The 18,452-nt window shown below is 55.2% G+C and carries 16 protein-coding genes; 14 read left to right on the top strand and 2 right to left on the bottom strand.

Going from position 1 to position 18,452, the window contains the following annotated elements; translation table 11 throughout:
- The first annotated feature begins 104 nt into the window (after positions 1–104).
- The 12 genes from nuoC to ACVLVH_RS07675 all read left to right on the top strand — a co-directional run bounded on the left by nuoC (position 105) and on the right by ACVLVH_RS07675 (position 14,524).
- On the top strand, positions 105–1,904 hold the full coding sequence (nuoC, locus tag ACVLVH_RS07730; protein WP_008105149.1) for an NADH-quinone oxidoreductase subunit C/D: 1,800 nt from the start codon (positions 105–107) through the stop codon (positions 1,902–1,904).
- 2 nt (positions 1,905–1,906) lie between these two features.
- Positions 1,907–2,422, top strand: coding sequence for an NADH-quinone oxidoreductase subunit NuoE (gene nuoE / locus ACVLVH_RS07725; protein WP_101763655.1), 516 nt, complete (start codon positions 1,907–1,909; stop codon positions 2,420–2,422).
- Between the two features lie 2 nt (positions 2,423–2,424).
- Complete coding sequence (gene nuoF, locus ACVLVH_RS07720; protein ID WP_498949266.1) at positions 2,425–3,765, top strand: NADH-quinone oxidoreductase subunit NuoF; 1,341 nt, start codon at positions 2,425–2,427, stop codon at positions 3,763–3,765.
- A 103-nt stretch (positions 3,766–3,868) separates the two neighbouring features.
- Positions 3,869–6,592 (top strand): NADH-quinone oxidoreductase subunit NuoG, encoded by a 2,724-nt coding sequence (nuoG, locus tag ACVLVH_RS07715; RefSeq protein ID WP_498949148.1) that lies wholly within the window; start codon positions 3,869–3,871, stop codon positions 6,590–6,592.
- On the top strand, positions 6,589–7,566 hold the full coding sequence (gene nuoH, locus ACVLVH_RS07710; RefSeq protein ID WP_008105140.1) for an NADH-quinone oxidoreductase subunit NuoH: 978 nt from the start codon (positions 6,589–6,591) through the stop codon (positions 7,564–7,566). The genes nuoG and nuoH overlap by 4 nt, the downstream gene beginning before the upstream one ends.
- 11 nt (positions 7,567–7,577) lie before the next feature.
- Positions 7,578–8,120: an NADH-quinone oxidoreductase subunit NuoI gene (nuoI, locus tag ACVLVH_RS07705; protein WP_007889332.1), complete on the top strand. Its 543-nt coding sequence runs from the start codon at positions 7,578–7,580 to the stop codon at positions 8,118–8,120.
- A 10-nt stretch (positions 8,121–8,130) separates the two neighbouring features.
- A complete protein-coding gene (gene nuoJ / locus ACVLVH_RS07700; protein ID WP_008105138.1) occupies positions 8,131–8,682 on the top strand; it encodes an NADH-quinone oxidoreductase subunit J in 552 nt (183 codons plus the stop codon).
- Positions 8,679–8,981, top strand: coding sequence for an NADH-quinone oxidoreductase subunit NuoK (nuoK, locus tag ACVLVH_RS07695; protein WP_007889334.1), 303 nt, complete (start codon positions 8,679–8,681; stop codon positions 8,979–8,981). Before nuoJ ends, nuoK begins: the two co-directional genes overlap by 4 nt.
- Positions 8,978–10,813, top strand: coding sequence for an NADH-quinone oxidoreductase subunit L (nuoL, locus tag ACVLVH_RS07690; protein ID WP_137386193.1), 1,836 nt, complete (start codon positions 8,978–8,980; stop codon positions 10,811–10,813). The genes nuoK and nuoL overlap by 4 nt, the downstream gene beginning before the upstream one ends.
- Positions 10,814–10,897: 84 nt before the next feature.
- Positions 10,898–12,418, top strand: coding sequence for an NADH-quinone oxidoreductase subunit M (gene nuoM / locus ACVLVH_RS07685; protein ID WP_192411474.1), 1,521 nt, complete (start codon positions 10,898–10,900; stop codon positions 12,416–12,418).
- Between the two features lie 6 nt (positions 12,419–12,424).
- The gene (nuoN, locus tag ACVLVH_RS07680; protein WP_008105131.1) at positions 12,425–13,882 is read left to right on the top strand and encodes an NADH-quinone oxidoreductase subunit NuoN; all 1,458 of its coding nucleotides are present in this window, start codon (positions 12,425–12,427) and stop codon (positions 13,880–13,882) included.
- A 189-nt stretch (positions 13,883–14,071) separates the two neighbouring features.
- Complete coding sequence (locus ACVLVH_RS07675) at positions 14,072–14,524, top strand: GNAT family N-acetyltransferase (protein ID WP_137386192.1); 453 nt, start codon at positions 14,072–14,074, stop codon at positions 14,522–14,524.
- Positions 14,525–14,554: 30 nt separating this feature from the next.
- Here ACVLVH_RS07675 and ACVLVH_RS07670 read toward each other — a convergent pair whose 3' ends face one another.
- Entirely contained in the window at positions 14,555–16,213 is a 1,659-nt protein-coding gene (locus tag ACVLVH_RS07670) for a glucan biosynthesis protein D (protein WP_498949146.1), read from the bottom strand.
- A gap of 291 nt (positions 16,214–16,504) precedes the next feature.
- Between ACVLVH_RS07670 and elaB the strand changes: the two genes are divergently transcribed.
- Positions 16,505–16,813: a stress response protein ElaB gene (gene elaB, locus ACVLVH_RS07665; RefSeq protein ID WP_008105125.1), complete on the top strand. Its 309-nt coding sequence runs from the start codon at positions 16,505–16,507 to the stop codon at positions 16,811–16,813.
- A 144-nt stretch (positions 16,814–16,957) separates the two neighbouring features.
- On the top strand, positions 16,958–18,154 hold the full coding sequence (locus ACVLVH_RS07660) for a nicotinamide mononucleotide deamidase-related protein YfaY (protein ID WP_192411475.1): 1,197 nt from the start codon (positions 16,958–16,960) through the stop codon (positions 18,152–18,154).
- A 37-nt stretch (positions 18,155–18,191) separates the two neighbouring features.
- Here ACVLVH_RS07660 and yfaE read toward each other — a convergent pair whose 3' ends face one another.
- Positions 18,192–18,452: a class I ribonucleotide reductase maintenance protein YfaE gene (yfaE, locus tag ACVLVH_RS07655; protein ID WP_061717835.1), complete on the bottom strand. Its 261-nt coding sequence runs from the start codon at positions 18,450–18,452 to the stop codon at positions 18,192–18,194.

Below are 18,452 nucleotides of genomic sequence, written 5' to 3'. Positions count from 1 at the left end.
CGGATGGAGCCACGGCCACAGCAAAACATCACAATTTAATGTGCGCCGCCATCCTGACGCCTTCTTTTGAGCGCCTGATTACAGGCCGGAATGGTGAGTAACGTATGACTGATTTAACCACGCAAGATCTCGCTCAGCCTTCATGGCAAACCCGCGATCACCTGGATGACCCAGTGGTCGGCGAGCTGCGTAACCGTTTTGGGCCGGATGCCTTTACCGTTCAGGCTACCCGCACCGGGATTCCGGTTGTCTGGGTGAAGCGTGAACAGCTATTAGAAATCGTTGAATTCCTGCGCAAGCTGCCAAAGCCCTATGTCATGCTGTATGACTTACACGGTTTTGATGAGCGTTTACGCACTAACCGCGCCGGTTTGCCCGCCGCGGATTTTTCCGTTTTCTATCACCTGCTTTCCATTGAACGCAACCGCGACATCATGCTCAAGGTCGCTTTATCTGAAAACGATCTGAATGTGCCAACCATCACCAAAATTTTCGCTAACGCCAACTGGTATGAGCGCGAAACCTGGGAGATGTTTGGCATCACTTTCAATGGTCACCCGCACCTGACGCGCATCATGATGCCGCAGACGTGGGAAGGCCATCCACTGCGTAAAGATTATCCGGCGCGCGCTACCGAGTTCGATCCCTTCGAGCTGACCAAGCAGAAAGAAGATCTGGAGATGGAGGCGCTGACCTTCAAGCCTGAAGATTGGGGCATGAAGCGCAGCACCACTAATGAGGACTTCATGTTCCTCAACCTCGGTCCGAACCACCCCTCTGCGCACGGTGCTTTCCGCATCATTCTGCAGTTAGATGGTGAAGAAATCGTCGATTGCGTTCCCGATGTCGGCTACCACCATCGTGGCGCGGAGAAGATGGGCGAGCGCCAATCCTGGCACAGCTACATTCCGTACACCGACCGTATCGAGTACCTCGGCGGCTGCGTGAACGAAATGCCGTACGTGCTGGCGGTGGAAAAACTGGCGGGCATTACCGTGCCGGATCGCGTCAATGTGATCCGCGTGATGCTGTCTGAACTGTTCCGCATCAACAGCCATCTGCTCTATATCTCCACCTTTATTCAGGACGTCGGCGCGATGACGCCGGTGTTCTTCGCCTTTACCGATCGTCAGAAAATTTATGATGTGGTGGAAGCGATTACCGGTTTCCGTATGCACCCGGCGTGGTTCCGCATCGGCGGCGTCGCGCATGACCTGCCGAAAGGTTGGGAACGTCTGCTGCGCGACTTCCTCGACTGGATGCCGAAGCGTCTGAAAGAGTACGACAAAGCCGCACTGCGCAATACCGTGTTGATGGGCCGTTCGCAAGGCGTTGCGGCGTACAACATGGATGAAGCACTGGCGTGGGGCACCACCGGCGCAGGTCTGCGCGCCACTGGTTTAGATTTTGACGTGCGCAAATGGCGTCCATATTCAGGTTACGAAAACTTCGATTTCGAAATTCCGGTTGGCGCTGGCATCAGTGATGCGTACACCCGCGTGCAGCTGAAAATGGAAGAGATGTGGCAGTCACTGCGCATTCTGGAACAGTGCCTGAACAACATGCCTGAAGGCCCGTTCAAAGCGGACCATCCGCTGACAACGCCGCCGCCGAAAGAGCGCACGCTGCAGCACATTGAAACCCTGATCACTCACTTCCTGCAGGTTTCGTGGGGCCCAATCATGCCGGCCAACGAATCCTTCCAGATGATTGAGGCGACCAAAGGGATCAACAGTTACTACCTGACCAGCGATGGCAGCACCATGAGCTATCGCACCCGCGTGCGTACGCCGAGCTTCCCGCATCTGCAGCAGATCCCATCGGTGATCCGCGGCAGCCTGGTATCCGACTTGATCGTTTACCTCGGTAGTATCGATTTTGTTATGTCAGACGTGGACCGCTAATTATGCACGATCAAAAAATTGCTATTCACACCATTGACCCTACTGAGGTCTTCGTGCTGAGCGAGGCCGAGCACCACGCTATCGAGCACGAGAAACACCATTACGAAGATGCACGCGCCGCTTCGATCGAAGCGTTGAAGATCGTGCAGAAACAGCGTGGCTGGGTGCCGGACGGCGCGATTAACGCCATCGCAGATGTTCTGGGGATTCCAGCCAGTGATGTTGAAGGCGTAGCGACTTTCTATAGCCAAATCTACCGTACGCCGGTTGGCCGTCACGTTATTCGCTACTGTGACAGCGTGGTGTGCCACATCACGGGTTATCAGGGGATTCAGGATGCGCTGGAGCAAAATCTGAACATCAAGCCGGGCCAGACTACGGCGGATGGACGCTTTACGTTGCTGCCAACTTGCTGCCTGGGTAACTGCGATAAAGGGCCAACCATGATGGTGGATGAAGATACCCACGTTCATCTGACGCCTGAAGGCATCGCCAACTTGCTGGAGCAGTATCAATGACCATTAAACAGATCATTCGTACTGCCGAAACCCATCCACTGACCTGGCGTCTCCGTGACGACAAGCAGCCGATCTGGATCGAAGAATATCGCAGTAAAAACGGTTATGTCGGCGCAGAAAAAGCGTTGAAAGATTTCAGCCAGGACGAAATCGTCGCGGCGGTAAAAGACTCCGGCCTGAAAGGCCGCGGTGGTGCAGGCTTTAACACCGGCCTGAAGTGGAGCCTGATGCCGAAAGACGAATCCATGAACATCCGTTACCTGCTGTGTAATGCCGATGAAATGGAGCCGGGCACGTACAAAGACCGCTTGCTGATGGAGCAACTGCCGCACCAGCTGGTGGAAGGCATGCTGATCAGTGCGTTCGCGCTGAAAGCCTATCGTGGCTACATCTTCTTACGTGGTGAGTACATCGAAGCGGCCGTTAATCTGCGTCGCGCGATTGCTGAAGCCACCGAAGCGGGCTATCTCGGCAAAAATATTCTTGGTACCGGTTTTGATTTCGAGCTGATCGTCCACACCGGCGCAGGTCGTTATATCTGCGGTGAAGAGACAGCACTGATTAACTCGCTGGAAGGACGTCGTGCTAATCCGCGCTCTAAGCCGCCATTCCCGGCGAGTGCCGGCGTGTGGGGCAAGCCGACCTGCGTGAACAACGTGGAAACGCTGTCGAACGTGCCTGCCATCTTCCTTAACGGCGTTGACTGGTACAAAAACATCTCTACCAGCGAAGACACCGGCACCAAAATGATGGGCTTTTCTGGCCGCGTAAAAAATCCTGGCGTCTGGGAATTGCCGTTCGGCACCACCGCACGTGAAATTCTTGAGGATTACGCCGGTGGCATGCGCGATGGCCTGAAATTCAAAGCCTGGCAGCCAGGCGGCGCAGGAACTGACTTCCTCACCGATCAGCACCTCGATCTGCCGATGGAATTTGCCAGTATTGGTAAAGCTGGCAGCCGTTTAGGTACTGCGCTGGCGATGGCAGTCGATCACGAAATCAACATGGTTTCGCTGGTGCGTAATCTGGAAGAGTTCTTTGCGCGCGAATCCTGTGGCTGGTGTACGCCGTGCCGTGATGGATTGCCATGGAGCGTGAAGATCCTGCGTGCGCTGGAGCAGAAGAAAGGTCAGCCGGGTGATATTGAAACCCTGCAGCAACTTTGCCGCCAGCTTGGCCCAGGTAAAACCTTCTGTGCCCACGCACCGGGCGCCGTCGAGCCATTGCAGAGCGCGATTAAATATTTCCGTGAAGAGTTTGAAGCTGGCATTGCGCCGCAGGTGTTTGGCAATACCCGAGCCATCGGCGGTATTCAGCCCAACCTGCTGAAAGCGCGCTGGTAATCAGCCGCCGTACACGGAATTCACCTCATGCCGACATGGCGTGGGGAAAGAATTAGATGTTTAACGCTCGTCTTAGGGCGAGCCTTACGGAAGCATGTTCACTATGGCTACAATCCATGTAGACGGTAAAGAATATGATGTGAACGGAGCGGACAACCTGCTACAGGCGTGTCTCTCTCTGGGCCTTGATATTCCTTATTTTTGCTGGCATCCGGCGCTGGGAAGCGTAGGGGCCTGCCGCCAGTGCGCGGTGAAGCAATTCCAGAATGCCGAAGATACCCGCGGTCGCCTTGTCATGTCCTGCATGACACCAGCGTCGGACGGCACCTTTATCTCCATCGACGATGGCGAAGCGAAAGAGTTTCGTGAAAGCGTGGTGGAATGGCTGATGACCAACCATCCGCACGACTGCCCGGTGTGCGAAGAGGGCGGTAACTGCCATCTGCAGGATATGACGGTAATGACCGGACACAGTTTCCGTCGTTATCGCTTCACTAAACGTACTCACCAGAACCAGGACCTCGGCCCGTTCATTTCGCATGAAATGAACCGCTGTATCGCCTGCTATCGCTGCGTGCGTTACTACAAAGATTATGCCGACGGCAAAGATCTTGGCGTTTATGGCGCTCACGACAACGTCTACTTTGGTCGTCCGGAAGATGGCACGCTGGAAAGCGAATTCTCCGGTAACCTGGTGGAAATCTGTCCGACCGGCGTTTTCACCGATAAAACGCACTCCGAACGCTATAACCGTAAATGGGATATGCAGTTCGCACCAAGCATCTGTCAGCAGTGCAGCGTGGGTTGTAACACCAGCCCGGGCGAACGCTATGGCGAATTGCGTCGTATCGAAAACCGCTATAACGGCACCGTAAACCACTATTTCCTCTGCGATCGCGGTCGTTTCGGTTACGGCTACGTCAACCGCAAAGATCGCCCACGTCATCCGGTACAGCAACGCGGCAACGATTGGGTCAGCCTGAATGCTGAACAAGCGGTGAATGCGGCGGCGGATGTGTTGCGTCGGGCGAAAAAAGTGATCGGTATCGGTTCTCCGCGCGCCAGCATTGAAAGCAACTTCGCGTTGCGTGAGCTGGTTGGCGCAGAAAACTTCTCAACCGGTATGCCAGCCGGTGAGCAAGCTCGCGTTGAGCTGATGCTGAAAGTCCTGCAGGACGGCGGCATCTACACGCCATCACTGCGCGAAATTGAGAGCTACGATGCGGTGCTGGTGCTGGGTGAAGATTTGACTCAGGTTGGCGCACGCGTGGCGTTGTCTGTACGTCAGGCAGTAAAAGGTAAAGCGCGTGAGATGGCTGCGGCACAGAAAGTGGCTGACTGGCAGATCGCGGCAATCCTTAACATCGGTCAGCATGCCAAACATCCGCTGTTCGTAACCAACGTCGACGAAACCCGCCTGGATGATATCGCTGCGTGGAGCTATCGCGCACCGGTGGAAGATCAAGCTCGTCTCGGCTTCGCGATTGCCAATGCACTGGATGAAAGCGCGCCGGCAGTCAGCGGCTTCGACAGCAAACTCAACGGCAAAGTTGATGTGGTGGTTCAGGCGCTGGCAGGTGCAAAAAAACCGCTGATTATCTCCGGTACCCATTCCGGTAGCATCGCGATGATTGAAGCTGCTGCTAACGTGGCAAAAGCCCTGAAAGCGCGCGGTGCCGATGTCGGTATTACCTTCCTCGCGGGTGCGGCGAACAGCTTTGGCCTCGGCCTGATGGGCGGTCAATCGCTGGACAGCGCGCTGGAAAAGCTGAGCAAAGGCGAAGCCGATGCGCTGGTGGTGCTGGAAAACGATCTCTATCGTCATGCACCGAAAGCCAACGTGGATGCGGCGCTCGATACTACCGCTAACGTGATTGTGGTCGATCATCAGCGTACCGCAACGCTGGAAAAAGCCGGTTTGGTACTTTCAACCGCCAGCTTTGCGGAGAGCGATGGCACCTCAATCAACCACGAAGGCCGCGCGCAGCGCTTCTTCCAGGTTTACGATCCCGCTTATTACGATGACAGCGTAGTGATGCTGGAGAGCTGGCGCTGGTTGCGTTCGCTGCACAGCGCGGTTGAGAGCCGTCACATCGACTGGACTCAGCTGGATCACGTGATTGATGCCACCGTTGCGGCGCTGCCACAGCTGAAAGGCATTAAGGATGCCGCGCCAGACGCGAGCTTCCGTATCCGTGGTCAAAAACTGGCACGTTCACCGCACCGCAACAGTGGCCGTACTGCGATGCGCGCCAACATCAGCGTGCATGAACCGCGTCAGCCGCAAGATAAAGACACCATGTTTGCCTTCTCGATGGAAGGGAACAACCAACCCAGCGCACCGCGTTCGCAGATTCCATTTGCCTGGGCGCCGGGCTGGAACTCACCGCAGGCATGGAACAAGTTCCAGGCTGAAGTGGGCGGCAAACTGCGTCATGGCGATCCGGGCGTGCGTCTGTTTGAAGCCAGCGATCGTTCATTGCCGTGGTTTACCGCGATTCCTGAAAGCTTCGTTGAAGGCAGCCAGTGGCGCGTTGCACCTTACTACCAGCTGTTTGGTAGCGAGGAGATGACCCAGCGCTCAACCACCTTCCAGAAACGCATGTCCCCGGCCACGCTGGTGATCAACCCGGCTGATGCTGAGAAACTGGGCGTTAATAGCGGTGCTTCCGTTGAGCTGGTGTGTGCAGGCGAAACACTGCGCTTGCCGGTACGTTTCTCTGCGTCGCTGCAAGCAGGGCAGGTTGGTTTACCGCTCGGTATGCCGGGCGTGCCGCCGTTCCTCTCAGGTGCGCACATTGACAAACTGCAGGAGGCCGCGCAATGAGTTGGCTGACACCGGACGTTATTGAAATCCTCATCAACATCGGCAAAGCGCTGGTCATCTTGTTGGTGGTTGTCGGTTGCGGTGCTTTCATGAGTTTCGCCGAGCGTCGTCTGCTCGGCCTGTGGCAGAACCGTTATGGACCAAACCGTGTTGGCTGGGGCGGCTCGCTGCAGCTGGCTGCTGACATGATCAAAATGTTCTTTAAAGAGGACTGGGTTCCGCCGTTTACCGACCGCTTCATCTTTACGCTGGCACCGGTTATCGCCTTCGTATCGCTGCTGCTGGCTTTCGCCATTGTGCCAGTTTCGCCGACCTGGATGGTCACCGATCTGAACATCGGTCTGCTGTTCTTCCTGATGATGGCGGGCCTGGCGGTGTATGCGGTGCTGTTCGCTGGCTGGTCGAGTAATAACAAATACTCACTGTTGGGTGCGATGCGTGCATCGGCGCAGACGCTGAGCTACGAAGTGTTCCTTGGTCTGTCACTGATGGGCGTGGTGGCGCAAGCCGGCTCGTTCAATATGAATGCCATTGTCGAAAGCCAGGCGCATCTGTGGAACATCATTCCTCAGTTCTTCGGCTTCCTTACCTTCTGCATCGCGGGCGTAGCGGTATGTCACCGTCATCCGTTTGACCAACCAGAAGCGGAGCAGGAACTGGCGGACGGTTACCACATCGAATACGCCGGTATGAAGTTCGGCCTGTTCTTCGTCGGTGAATACGTGGCGATAACCACCGTTTCAGCGCTGATCGTGACGCTGTTCTTCGGTGGCTGGCACGGCCCGTTCCTGCCGCCATTCATCTGGTTCGCTCTGAAAACAGCGTTCTTTATGGTGATGTTTATCCTGATTCGTGCTGCGCTGCCGCGTCCACGCTATGACCAGGTGCTGTCGTTCGGCTGGAAAGTGTGTCTGCCGTTGACGCTATTGAACCTGCTGGCGACCGCCGCAGTGATTCTGTACACCGCGCAGTAAGGGACATTGAGATGACTTTAAAAGATATTGTCGTTGGCTTCGGCACGACAGTGCGCAGTATCTGGATGATAGGCATGCATGCCTTCGCCAAGCGCGAAACCCAAATGTATCCGGAAGAACCGGTTTATCTGCCGCCGCGTTACCGTGGCCGTATTGTGCTGACGCGCGATCCGGACGGCGCAGAGCGTTGCGTTGCCTGTAACTTGTGCGCGGTAGCTTGTCCTGTCGGCTGTATCTCGCTGCAGAAAGCCGAGACGCAGGATGGACGTTGGTATCCTGAGTTCTTCCGCATCAACTTCTCACGCTGCATCTTCTGCGGCCTGTGTGAAGAGGCTTGCCCAACCACCGCGATTCAGCTGACACCCGATTTCGAACTGGGTGAGTTTAAGCGTCAGGATCTGGTGTATGAGAAAGAAGACTTGCTGATTTCCGGTCCGGGTAAATATCCGGAGTACAACTTCTATCGTATGGCTGGTATGGCGATCGACGGAAAAGAGAAGGGCGAAGCGGAAAACGAAGCCAAGCCGATCGACGTCAAAGGGTTGTTACCTTAAGGAGCCAGGTATGGAATTTGCGTTTTATCTTTGCGGACTGGTGGCGGTGCTGACGACGCTGCGCGTCATCACCCACACCAATCCGGTACATGCGCTGCTGTACCTGATCGTTTCGCTGCTGTCGATTGCCGGCGTGTTCTTCTCAATGGGCGCCTACTTTGCCGGTGCACTGGAAATCATCGTCTACGCGGGTGCCATCATGGTGCTGTTCGTCTTTGTGGTGATGATGCTGAACCTCGGCAAAACGCAGCAGGATCAAGAGCGCGAGTGGCTCAAACCTTCGCTGTGGATTGGTCCGGGCATCGTCTCTTTACTGCTGCTGGCAGTGATGATTTACGCGATTAGCACGGCAACCGATCAGGGCATTGATGGCACCGTCATCGACGCGAAAGCAGTCGGTATCAGCTTGTTTGGTCCCTATGTTCTGGCGGTTGAATTGGCATCGATGCTACTGCTCGCGGGTCTGGTCGTGGCCTTCCATATTGGACGTGAAGAGCGTCACGGCGAAGTGTTGAGCAATCGTCAAGCTGATGCGCAAGCAAATAAGGAGGATCACGCATGATCCCGTTACAACACGGCCTGATGCTGGCCGCTGTGCTGTTTGTTCTCGGCCTGACCTCCGTGGTGCTGCGTCGTAACATCCTGTTTATGCTGATTGGTCTGGAAATCATGATCAATGCCTCCGCGTTAGCGCTGGTGGTAGCAGGCAGCTATTGGGGACAAGCTGATGGTCAGGTGATGTACATCCTGGCGATCAGCCTTGCGGCGGCGGAAGCGAGTATTGGTCTGGCGCTGTTGCTCCAGCTCTATCGTCGTCGTCAGACGCTGAACATTGACACAGTGAGCGAGATGCGCGGATGAATCTTCTCTATTTAACCGTATTATTTCCGCTGATTGGCTTCCTGCTATTGGCGTTTTCACGCGGTCGCTGGTCGGAGAACCTGTCGGCAGCAATCGGTATGGGTTCTGTTGGTCTTGCCGCATTAACCACTATTTATGCCGGTTTCGACTTCTTCAATCAGGGTCAGCAGCCGTTCACTCAGGCGCTGTGGACCTGGATTCACGTCGGCAACTTTGACATTAAAGTGAATCTGGTGCTGGATGGTCTTTCTCTGACCATGCTGTCCGTCGTCACCGGCGTTGGTTTCTTCATCCACATGTTCGCTTCATGGTACATGCGTGGTGAAGAGGGTTATTCGCGCTTCTTCGCTTACACCAACCTGTTCATCGCGAGCATGGTGGTGTTGGTGCTGGCCGATAACCTGATGCTGATGTATCTCGGTTGGGAAGGCGTGGGCCTGTGCTCCTATCTGCTGATTGGCTTCTATTACAGCAATCCAGAGAACGGCAAAGCGGCGATGAAAGCCTTTATCATCACCCGTGTCGGTGATGTGTTCCTCGCTTTCGCCTTGTTCATCCTCTACAACGAACTGGGCACGCTGAACTTCCGCGAACTGGTGGAACTGGCACCCGCGCACTTCGCTGCAGACAACCACATGCTGCAGTGGGCAACCCTGATGCTGTTGGGGGGCGCGGTCGGTAAATCGGCACAGCTGCCATTACAAACCTGGCTGGCGGATGCGATGGCCGGTCCAACCCCGGTTTCGGCTCTGATTCACGCCGCGACCATGGTAACCGCCGGTGTTTATCTGATTGCACGTACTCACGGCCTGTTCCTGTTGACGCCGGAAGTGCTGCATCTGGTGGGTATCATTGGTGCGATTACTCTGGTGCTGGCAGGTTTTGCTGCGCTGGTGCAAACCGACATCAAACGCGTGCTGGCTTACTCCACCATGAGTCAGATCGGCTACATGTTCCTCGCGCTTGGCGTGCAGGCATGGGACGCGGCGATTTTCCACCTGATGACGCATGCATTCTTCAAAGCCTTGCTGTTCCTCTCTTCAGGCTCGGTCATTCTGGCTTGCCATCACGAGCAGAATATTTTCAAAATGGGCGGCCTGCGTAAGAGCATCCCGCTGGTGTATGTCTGCTTCCTGGTGGGCGGTGCCGCGTTGGCTGCGCTGCCGCTGATCACCGCAGGTTTCTACAGTAAAGATGAAATCCTGTTTGGTGCGATGGCGAATGGTCACATCAATCTGATGGTGGCGGGTCTGGTGGGTGCATTCCTCACTTCGATCTACACCTTCCGCATGATCTTTATCGTGTTCCACGGTGAAGAGAAAATTCATGCCCACGCCGGTAAAGGCATTACGCATCACCTGCCGCTGATTGTTCTGATGGTGCTCTCCACCTTTATTGGTGCGCTGATCACGCCTCCTCTGGCGGGGGTTCTGCCGCAGAACGAGTTTGGTGAAGGCGGCAAAGTGATGCTGGAAATCACCTCAGGCGTGGTGGCCATTGTCGGTATCCTGATCGCAGCAGCTCTGTGGCTGGGTAAACGTCAACTGGTGACCAGTATTGCTAACAGCGCGCCGGGTCGTTTCTTCGGCACCTGGTGGTTCGCGGCCTGGGGCTTCGACTGGCTGTATGACAAGGTGTTTGTAAAACCTTATCTCGGCATTGCCTGGTTGCTGAAGCGCGATCCGCTTAACTCACTGATGAACCTGCCTGCGCTGCTGTCGCGTGTTGGTAATAAAGGTTTGGTGGTGAGCGAAAACGGTTATCTGCGCTGGTACGTGGCCTCGATGAGTGTGGGTGCCGTTGTGGTGCTGGCGCTGCTGCTGGTGATTTAAAGATTGATGAGCGGGGCGGGTTCGCTCGCCCAATTAGAATGTCAAAAATTGCCTGAAGTAAGGCAATAAAAAGGGAAGTTTGCCGTGTTATTACCTTGGCTAATTATCATACCTTTTGTCGGTGGCTTGCTCTGCTGGCTTGCGGAGCGTCTTGGCGCAAAAGTTCCGCGCTGGATTGCCATGATCACCATGGGCCTGACGCTAGCGCTTGGTCTGCAGCTGTGGTTGCAGGGAGGCTATTCACTGACGCAGGCTGCGGGCATTCCGCAATGGCAATCGACTTTCTCCGTACCGTGGATTCCGCGCTTTGGCATCAACTTCCATCTGGCAATTGATGGTCTGTCGCTGCTGATGGTGGTGCTAACCGGACTGCTCGGTTTGATGGCGGTGCTGTGCTCCTGGAACGAAATTGAGAAATATCAGGGCTTTTTCCACCTCAACCTGATGTGGATTCTCGGTGGTGTGATTGGCGTGTTCCTCTCCATCGATATGTTCCTGTTCTTCTTCTTCTGGGAAATGATGCTGGTGCCGATGTATTTCCTCATCGCACTGTGGGGCCATAAAGCATCCGACGGTAAAACGCGTATCAGCGCGGCGACCAAGTTCTTCATCTACACCCAGGCATCGGGTCTGATCATGTTGGTGGCGATTCTGGCGCTGGTCTTTGTCCATTACAACGCCACCGGCGTATGGACTTTCAGCTACGAAGAACTGCTGAAAACCCCGATGTCGCACACCGTTGAATATCTGCTGATGCTTGGCTTCTTTATTGCCTTTGCGGTGAAAATGCCGGTGGTGCCATTACACGGTTGGTTACCCGATGCGCACAGCCAGGCACCAACCGCTGGTTCAGTTGACCTCGCAGGTATCTTGCTAAAAACTGCGGCTTACGGTTTGCTGCGCTTTAGCCTGCCGCTGTTCCCGAATGCGTCAGCAGAGTTCGCACCGATTGCCATGTGGCTGGGTATCATCGGCATCTTCTACGGTGCGTGGATGGCATTCTCACAAACTGATATCAAGCGACTGATCGCTTACACCTCTATTTCGCACATGGGCTTCGTGCTCATCGCCATCTACACTGGCAGCCAGCTGGCCTTCCAGGGCGCGGTGATTCAGATGATTGCGCACGGTCTCTCTGCTGCGGCACTGTTCATCTTGTGTGGTCAGCTGTATGAACGTCTGCACACCCGCGACCTGCGTCAGATGGGCGGTTTGTGGTCACGTATCAAATGGATTCCGGGTCTGTCACTGTTCTTCGCGGTTGCAAACCTTGGTATGCCGGGCACCGGTAACTTTGTTGGCGAATTTATGATTCTGACCGGCAGCTTCCAGGTGGTACCGGTGATTATCGTCATTGCAACCTTTGGTCTGGTGTTTGCTTCGGTTTACTCCCTGATCATGATGCAGCGCGCTTACTTCGGCGAAGCAAAGTCGAAAGATCCGCTGCCAGGCATGTCACCGCGTGAGTTCATGACTATCGGCGTATTGGTGATGTTGCTGGTACTGCTGGGGATTTATCCTCAGCCGATCCTCGACACATCCCATGCTGCGATGAGCAATATTCAGCAGTGGTTTACCGCTTCAATTTCAACTACAAGGCCGTAATTCGCCATGACAATAACTCCTCAACATCTGATCGCGTTACTGCCGCTGTTAATCGTCGGATTGACGGTGGTGGTGGTGATGCTGTCCATTGCGTGGCGACGCAATCACTTTGTTAATGCCACGCTGACGGTGATCGGACTTAACATTGCGCTGTTTTCTCTGTGGTTTGTAGGCCAGGCGGGAGCGATGGACGTCACGCCGCTGCTGCGCGTTGATGGCTATTCGATGTTCTACACCGCGCTGGTGGTGCTGGCGAGTTTAGCCACCTGCACCTTCGCTTATCCGTGGCTGGCCGGTTTCCCGGACAACAAAGATGAGTTCTATCTGCTGGTGCTGATTGCAGCACTCGGCGGGATCGTGCTGGCGAGCGCCAACCATCTGGCAGCGCTGTTCATCGGTATCGAACTGCTGTCACTGCCGCTGTTTGGTTTGATTGGTTATGCTTTCCGCCAGAAACGTTCGCTGGAAGCGTCGCTGAAATACACCATTCTGTCGGCGGCGGCCTCATCGTTCCTGCTGTTCGGTATCGCGCTGATTTATGCTGATTCCGGCAGCCTGAGCTTTGTGCAGCTGGGCAAAAGTCTGAGCGATAGCATGATTCAGGAGCCGCTGTTGCTGCTCGGTCTGGGCATGATGATTATCGGACTGGGCTTTAAACTGTCGCTGGTTCCTTTCCACCTGTGGACGCCAGATGTTTATCAGGGTGCGCCAGCGCCGGTTTCAACCTTCCTCGCTACCGCCAGCAAGATCGCCATCTTTGGTGTGATTATGCGCCTGTTCATGTACGCGCCCGTCACTGACAGCGAAGCGGTGCGTACCGTGCTGGGCATCATTGCGTTTGCGTCGATTCTGTTCGGCAACCTGATGGCGATTTCCCAGAGCAACATCAAGCGTCTGCTCGGTTACTCCTCTATCGCGCACCTTGGTTATCTGTTGGTGGCGCTGATTGCGGTGAAAACCCATCAGCTGTCGCTGGAAACCGCAGGCGTTTATCTGGCCGGTTACCTGTTCAGCAGCCTTGGCGCGTTCGGCGTAGTGAGTCTGATGTCGAGCCCTTATCGCGGTCCGGATGCCGATACGCTCTATTCCTATCGTGGTCTGTTCTGGCATCGTCCGATTCTGTCTGCAGTAATGACGGTGATGATGTTGTCACTGGCGGGTATCCCAATGACGCTCGGCTTCATCGGTAAGTTCTACGTTATCGCCTCGAGTGTGAACGCACATCTGTGGTGGTTGAGTGGTGCGGTGGTAGCGGGTAGTGCGATTGGGCTTTATTACTATCTGCGTGTGACGGTGAGTCTGTATCTCAGTCCGCCGGAACTGCACAACCGCGATACGCAAGCCAATTGGGCATTTACGGCCGGCGGCGTTGTGGTGCTGATATCTGCGATTCTGGTGCTGCTGCTTGGTGTTTATCCGCAGCCGCTGATTACACTGGTGCAGATGGCTCAGCCGCTCATGTAATTCAGATTCACGAAACCACTGAATCAGGCCTGCGGGCCTGATTTTTTTTGCCTGCAGTTCACGGCGTAGTGAGAGGTTGAGCACAGAGTCACCACGAGGTTTTCAGCTGCCGCTGCTGCTCACTGCGTTTGGCGTAGCCGGTGTGATATTCTCATCGGATCCCTTTTTTCGCTCAGACAAGGAAGCACCATGGAAATGCTTTGGCTTGATTGCCACCACAGTGAACTGACAGCGCAACAACTCTACACTTTGCTGGCACTGCGCAATCATGTCTTCATCGTGGAACAAAACTGTCCTTATCAGGATATTGATGGCCAGGATCTAGCTGCCGAAAATCGCCACATTCTCGGATTTCTCGACGGTAAGCTGCTGGCCTATGCGCGCGTGTTAACGCCAGCGCTAGACTCTGCGCCGGTAATGATTGGTCGTGTGATTGTTTCTGAAGAAGCACGCGGTTTGAAGCTGGGCTATCGCTTGATGGAGAAGGCGCTGGAGAGCTGTGAGAAGTACTGGCCGCAGCGCGCTATTTATCTCTCTGCGCAGGCACATCTGGAAGGTTTCTACGGTCGTCTGGGCTTTGAAGCGGTGACCGAAGTGTATATGGAAGATGAGATTCCCCACATCGGCATGCAGAAAGCATAACGGCGAGGATTGCTCCTCGCCGTTAATCAATCAGCCTGGCGTCATCTGCCGGTCATCAACGTATTTACGTTGATCTGGCGGCGGCGGGAAGTACTGATAAAGCCAGGTTTCACTCAGCGTTTCATCTTTGGTACGCAGGAACAGGCGCATATCAACCGGTTTGGTAGAGTCGCTGTTTGGATACCAGTCAAACAGAATGCGGTAACCGTTGAGTGGCTCGACGTAAAGAATCTCAACCTGCTTGAATGTGCCTTCTGAAACGGTAATCACCGGCTCAATACCTTTCGGCGCTGCGGCTTTCAGATCGCCACCAACAAAATCAATGGCAAAACGACGTGACCAGGTATCCGGGAAGTGTTCGCCTGGCGCCCAACCTTCCGGGAAGCCGCCGATACCGGTGCGCGTGGCATCGACACGCGCCAAACCACTGCGCACTGGTGGCAACTGGCTCCAGTAGAGTTTGTACTGGAAGCTGAACTCGCTACCGGCTTTCACCGGTTCTGACGGCTGCCAGAAGCACACCACGTTATCCAGCGTTTCCCCGGTGGTAGGAATCTCCATCACGTTAATGGCGCCTTTGCCCCATTTACCAATCGGTTCTACCCACAGGCTTGGACGTTTGTCGTACCAGCCAATCACATCCTGATAATTTTTGAAGTCATGATCGAGCTGCAACAGGCCAAAACCACGCGGGTTTTCGTCCTGATAGGCGTTGAACTGCAAACGCTGCGGGTTGTTCAGCGGACGTGCAATCCATTCGCCTTCACCGGTCCACATCGCCAGACGATCGGAGTCGTGGATTTGTGGATGGTAAGTGTTACACATGCGGCGCTCGTTGGTGCCACAACTGAACATGCTGGTCATTGGCGCAATGCCAAGCTGGCGAATGTCGTTACGCGCAAACAGGTGGTTTTCCACCTCCATCACGACGCGTTTCTCCTCGCAGTGAATGGTGAACTTGTAGGCACCGGTGACGCTCGCGCCATCCAGCAGGGCGTAGACCACGAAAGTAGTGTCATCCGCTTTTGGTGTTTCGAACCAGAACGCGGTGAAGTCCGGAAACTCTTCTTTGCCGTTGCTGAAGGTGTTGACCGCCACGCCGCGCGCGGAGAGGCCGTACTGTAAGGTTTCATCAACCGCACGGAAATAGCTGGCGCCAAGGAAAGAGACGATATCGCGGCGCGCCAGTTCAGGCTTCTTAAACGCACGGAAACCGGCAAAGCCGAGATCGGTTTTACCGACCAGCTGCCTGGTATCAACGTTGGCGTTGTGATAATTGAACAGCTCCGGACGGAAGTGGATCTCACGCGCTTCACGGCTCTGGGCATCGACCGAGAACATGCGGATGCGGCGCTTGAAGCCCATACCGACGTGGAAGAATTGCACGTCCAGCTGACGATCGGGGATGTTATTCCACAGCGAGTGATTGGCGTCGTACTGAATTTCGTTATAGGCCTGCGGAGTGAGATTGGCCAGGGTGTCGGGCAAGGGGCCGGGGGCGCCGCCCCAGGGCTGTTTTGCCAGCGCGGAGGCTTTCTTTTTCAGTGAGTCGAAATCGAAGCGAACCGCGGTACCGTCGGCGATACCATCATCGGCCCAGGCGGATTGTGCAAACAGCGTGGAGAGACCCGTCATGCCGCTAACAGCGGAGAGGGCCATGGACGCTTTCATAAATTTTCTACGATTCATGCCGGAAATCTAATCCTTAGCTGCTCGGGTGTATTTTGACTCTCGTAAGACGAGAAGCGTCTGACTACAGGGGGTTACGACAGTCGTGAAAATAAATAATTCAGTCTGCGGAAAATTTATCAGATTAATCAAATAAGCGAAGCAGAATTCGCGTAGCGGCAGCGTACATGACACAACTTTGCACTGTGGTGGATGAAACTTGGTGAAAACCTTGCAGTCGCCATCCAGCAAATCTGCAATTTATGACTATAGTTAAACCACAACGAGCAAGGAACATGGAGGAACTACATAGTGTCATCTTCAGATCAATTTGAAACGCACCTTGACGACGACCTGGCGCTGCTAACGGAAACGCTGGAAGAAGTGTTACGCGCATCAGGCGATCCGGCCGATCAGAAATATATCGAGCTGAAACTCAAAGCTGAGCAAGCGCTGGAAGACGTGAAATCGCGCGTTAGCCAGGCGTCAGACAGTTATTACTATCGTGCCAAAAATGCGGCCTATCGCGCCGATGATTATGTGCATGAAAAACCGTGGCAGGGGATTGGCATCGGTGCCGCCGCTGGCCTGTTTGTCGGTTTACTACTGGCTCGACGTTAAGTTCCAACGGGCGCGACACGCTTCGCGCCCGCTTCCTGATTTCCTCGCCGCTTTTCCCGCTAAATCCCTGTTTCGCATCATCCGCGATTGTGTTTCGCCTGCGCGCTTCCTACAGTAAAGCGACAGGGAAAAGGAGAACGCAACGTGATACGTGTAGAAATGCTCTCAACGGGCGATGAAGTGTTACATGGGCAGATTGTCGATACCAACGCCGCGTGGCTGGCCGATGTACTGTTCCAGCACGGTTTGCCGATGACCAGCCGTAGCACCGTCGGTGATGCAATGACCTCGCTGGTGGAGGCGCTGCAGAGCCGCAGCCAGATTGCTGACGTGCTGATCGTGAATGGCGGTTTAGGACCGACCAGTGACGATCTCAGCGCGCAGGCCGCAGCTATTGCCAGTGGCAGCGAGTTAGTTATCCAGCAAGCCTGGCTGGAAAAAATGGAAGACTGGTTCGCCAGCCGCGGACGTGTGATGGCGCCGAGCAACCGCAAGCAGGCAGAAATCCCCGCCATTGCTGAGATGCTGGATAATCCGGTCGGCACCGCATGCGGCTTCGCGCTGCAGCTCAATCGCTGCTGGATTTTCTTCACCCCTGGCGTGCCGTCGGAATTTAAAGTGATGGTTGAGCAGGAGATTATTCCGCGCCTCAAAGCACGCTTTGAACTGCCTGAGCCACCATTGTGTTTGCGCCTCACCACCTTTGGACGTGGGGAAAGTGACATTGCCGCCGAGCTGGAGCCGCTCCCGCTGCCGGAAGGCGTGGTGATGGGCTATCGCTCATCGATGCCGATTATTGAAATCAAACTCACCGGACCCGCCAGCCAGCGCGTGGCGATGGAGCAAGTGTGGCAGCAGGTAAAACTGTTGCTGGCTGAATGCACCATCTTTGAGGGCACCGAAGGTTTACCGGCGCTGCTGGCGCGCGAGTTGCAGCAGCGTGGCTTCCATTTGGCGCTGAGCGAGCAGTTCACCGCCGGCTTACTTAACTGGCAGCTGGCAGCTGCGGACGTGGCGCTCAGCAAAGCAGAGATTCTGCCGCCGCAGGATGAAGATCTGGAAGCGCAGGTTGCGCGCACGCGTGACTGGGCGAAACAGCAGGGCGCGGCGCTGGCTTTATCGGTGGGAAATTTAGTGGAAGGCGAAGTATCGATTGCGCTGCATACGCCGGAAGCCAGCTGGGGCCAACGCGTAAAGTTCACTCATGGACGTCATAACGTGGAAACGCGGCAGAAAGTGGTGGCGATGATGGCGATGAACATGTTGCGTCGCTGGCTACACGGCAGTGAAGTCAGCACCGGTCACGGTTGGATTGATGTGCTGGAAACGGTGAAAAGCTGATTGATCACCAGGTCGCCATAAATGGCGGCCTGGTCAATCACAGCTCGATCTCAATCTCCCCTTTGGCGCGACAGCAGCACGGCAAAATCTCGCCTTGCTGCACAAACGCCAACGGGGTTTCGGCATAATCCACTTCGCCTTTTAGCAAACGCATGCGGCAAGAGCCGCAGTAGCCCTCGCGACACTGAAACTCAACGCACAGATTATTGGCTTCCAGCGTCGCCAGCAGATTAGGGTGATCTTCTGCGCACTCCAGCCGGGAGCCGGAGCTACGCAGAATAACAACAGAGCGGCTCAT

The sequence above is a fragment of the Kluyvera sp. 1366 genome (assembly GCF_054823405.1).
The sequence above is the reverse complement of the archived record's forward strand: the minus strand, read 5'-3'. Positions and strand labels throughout refer to the sequence as shown.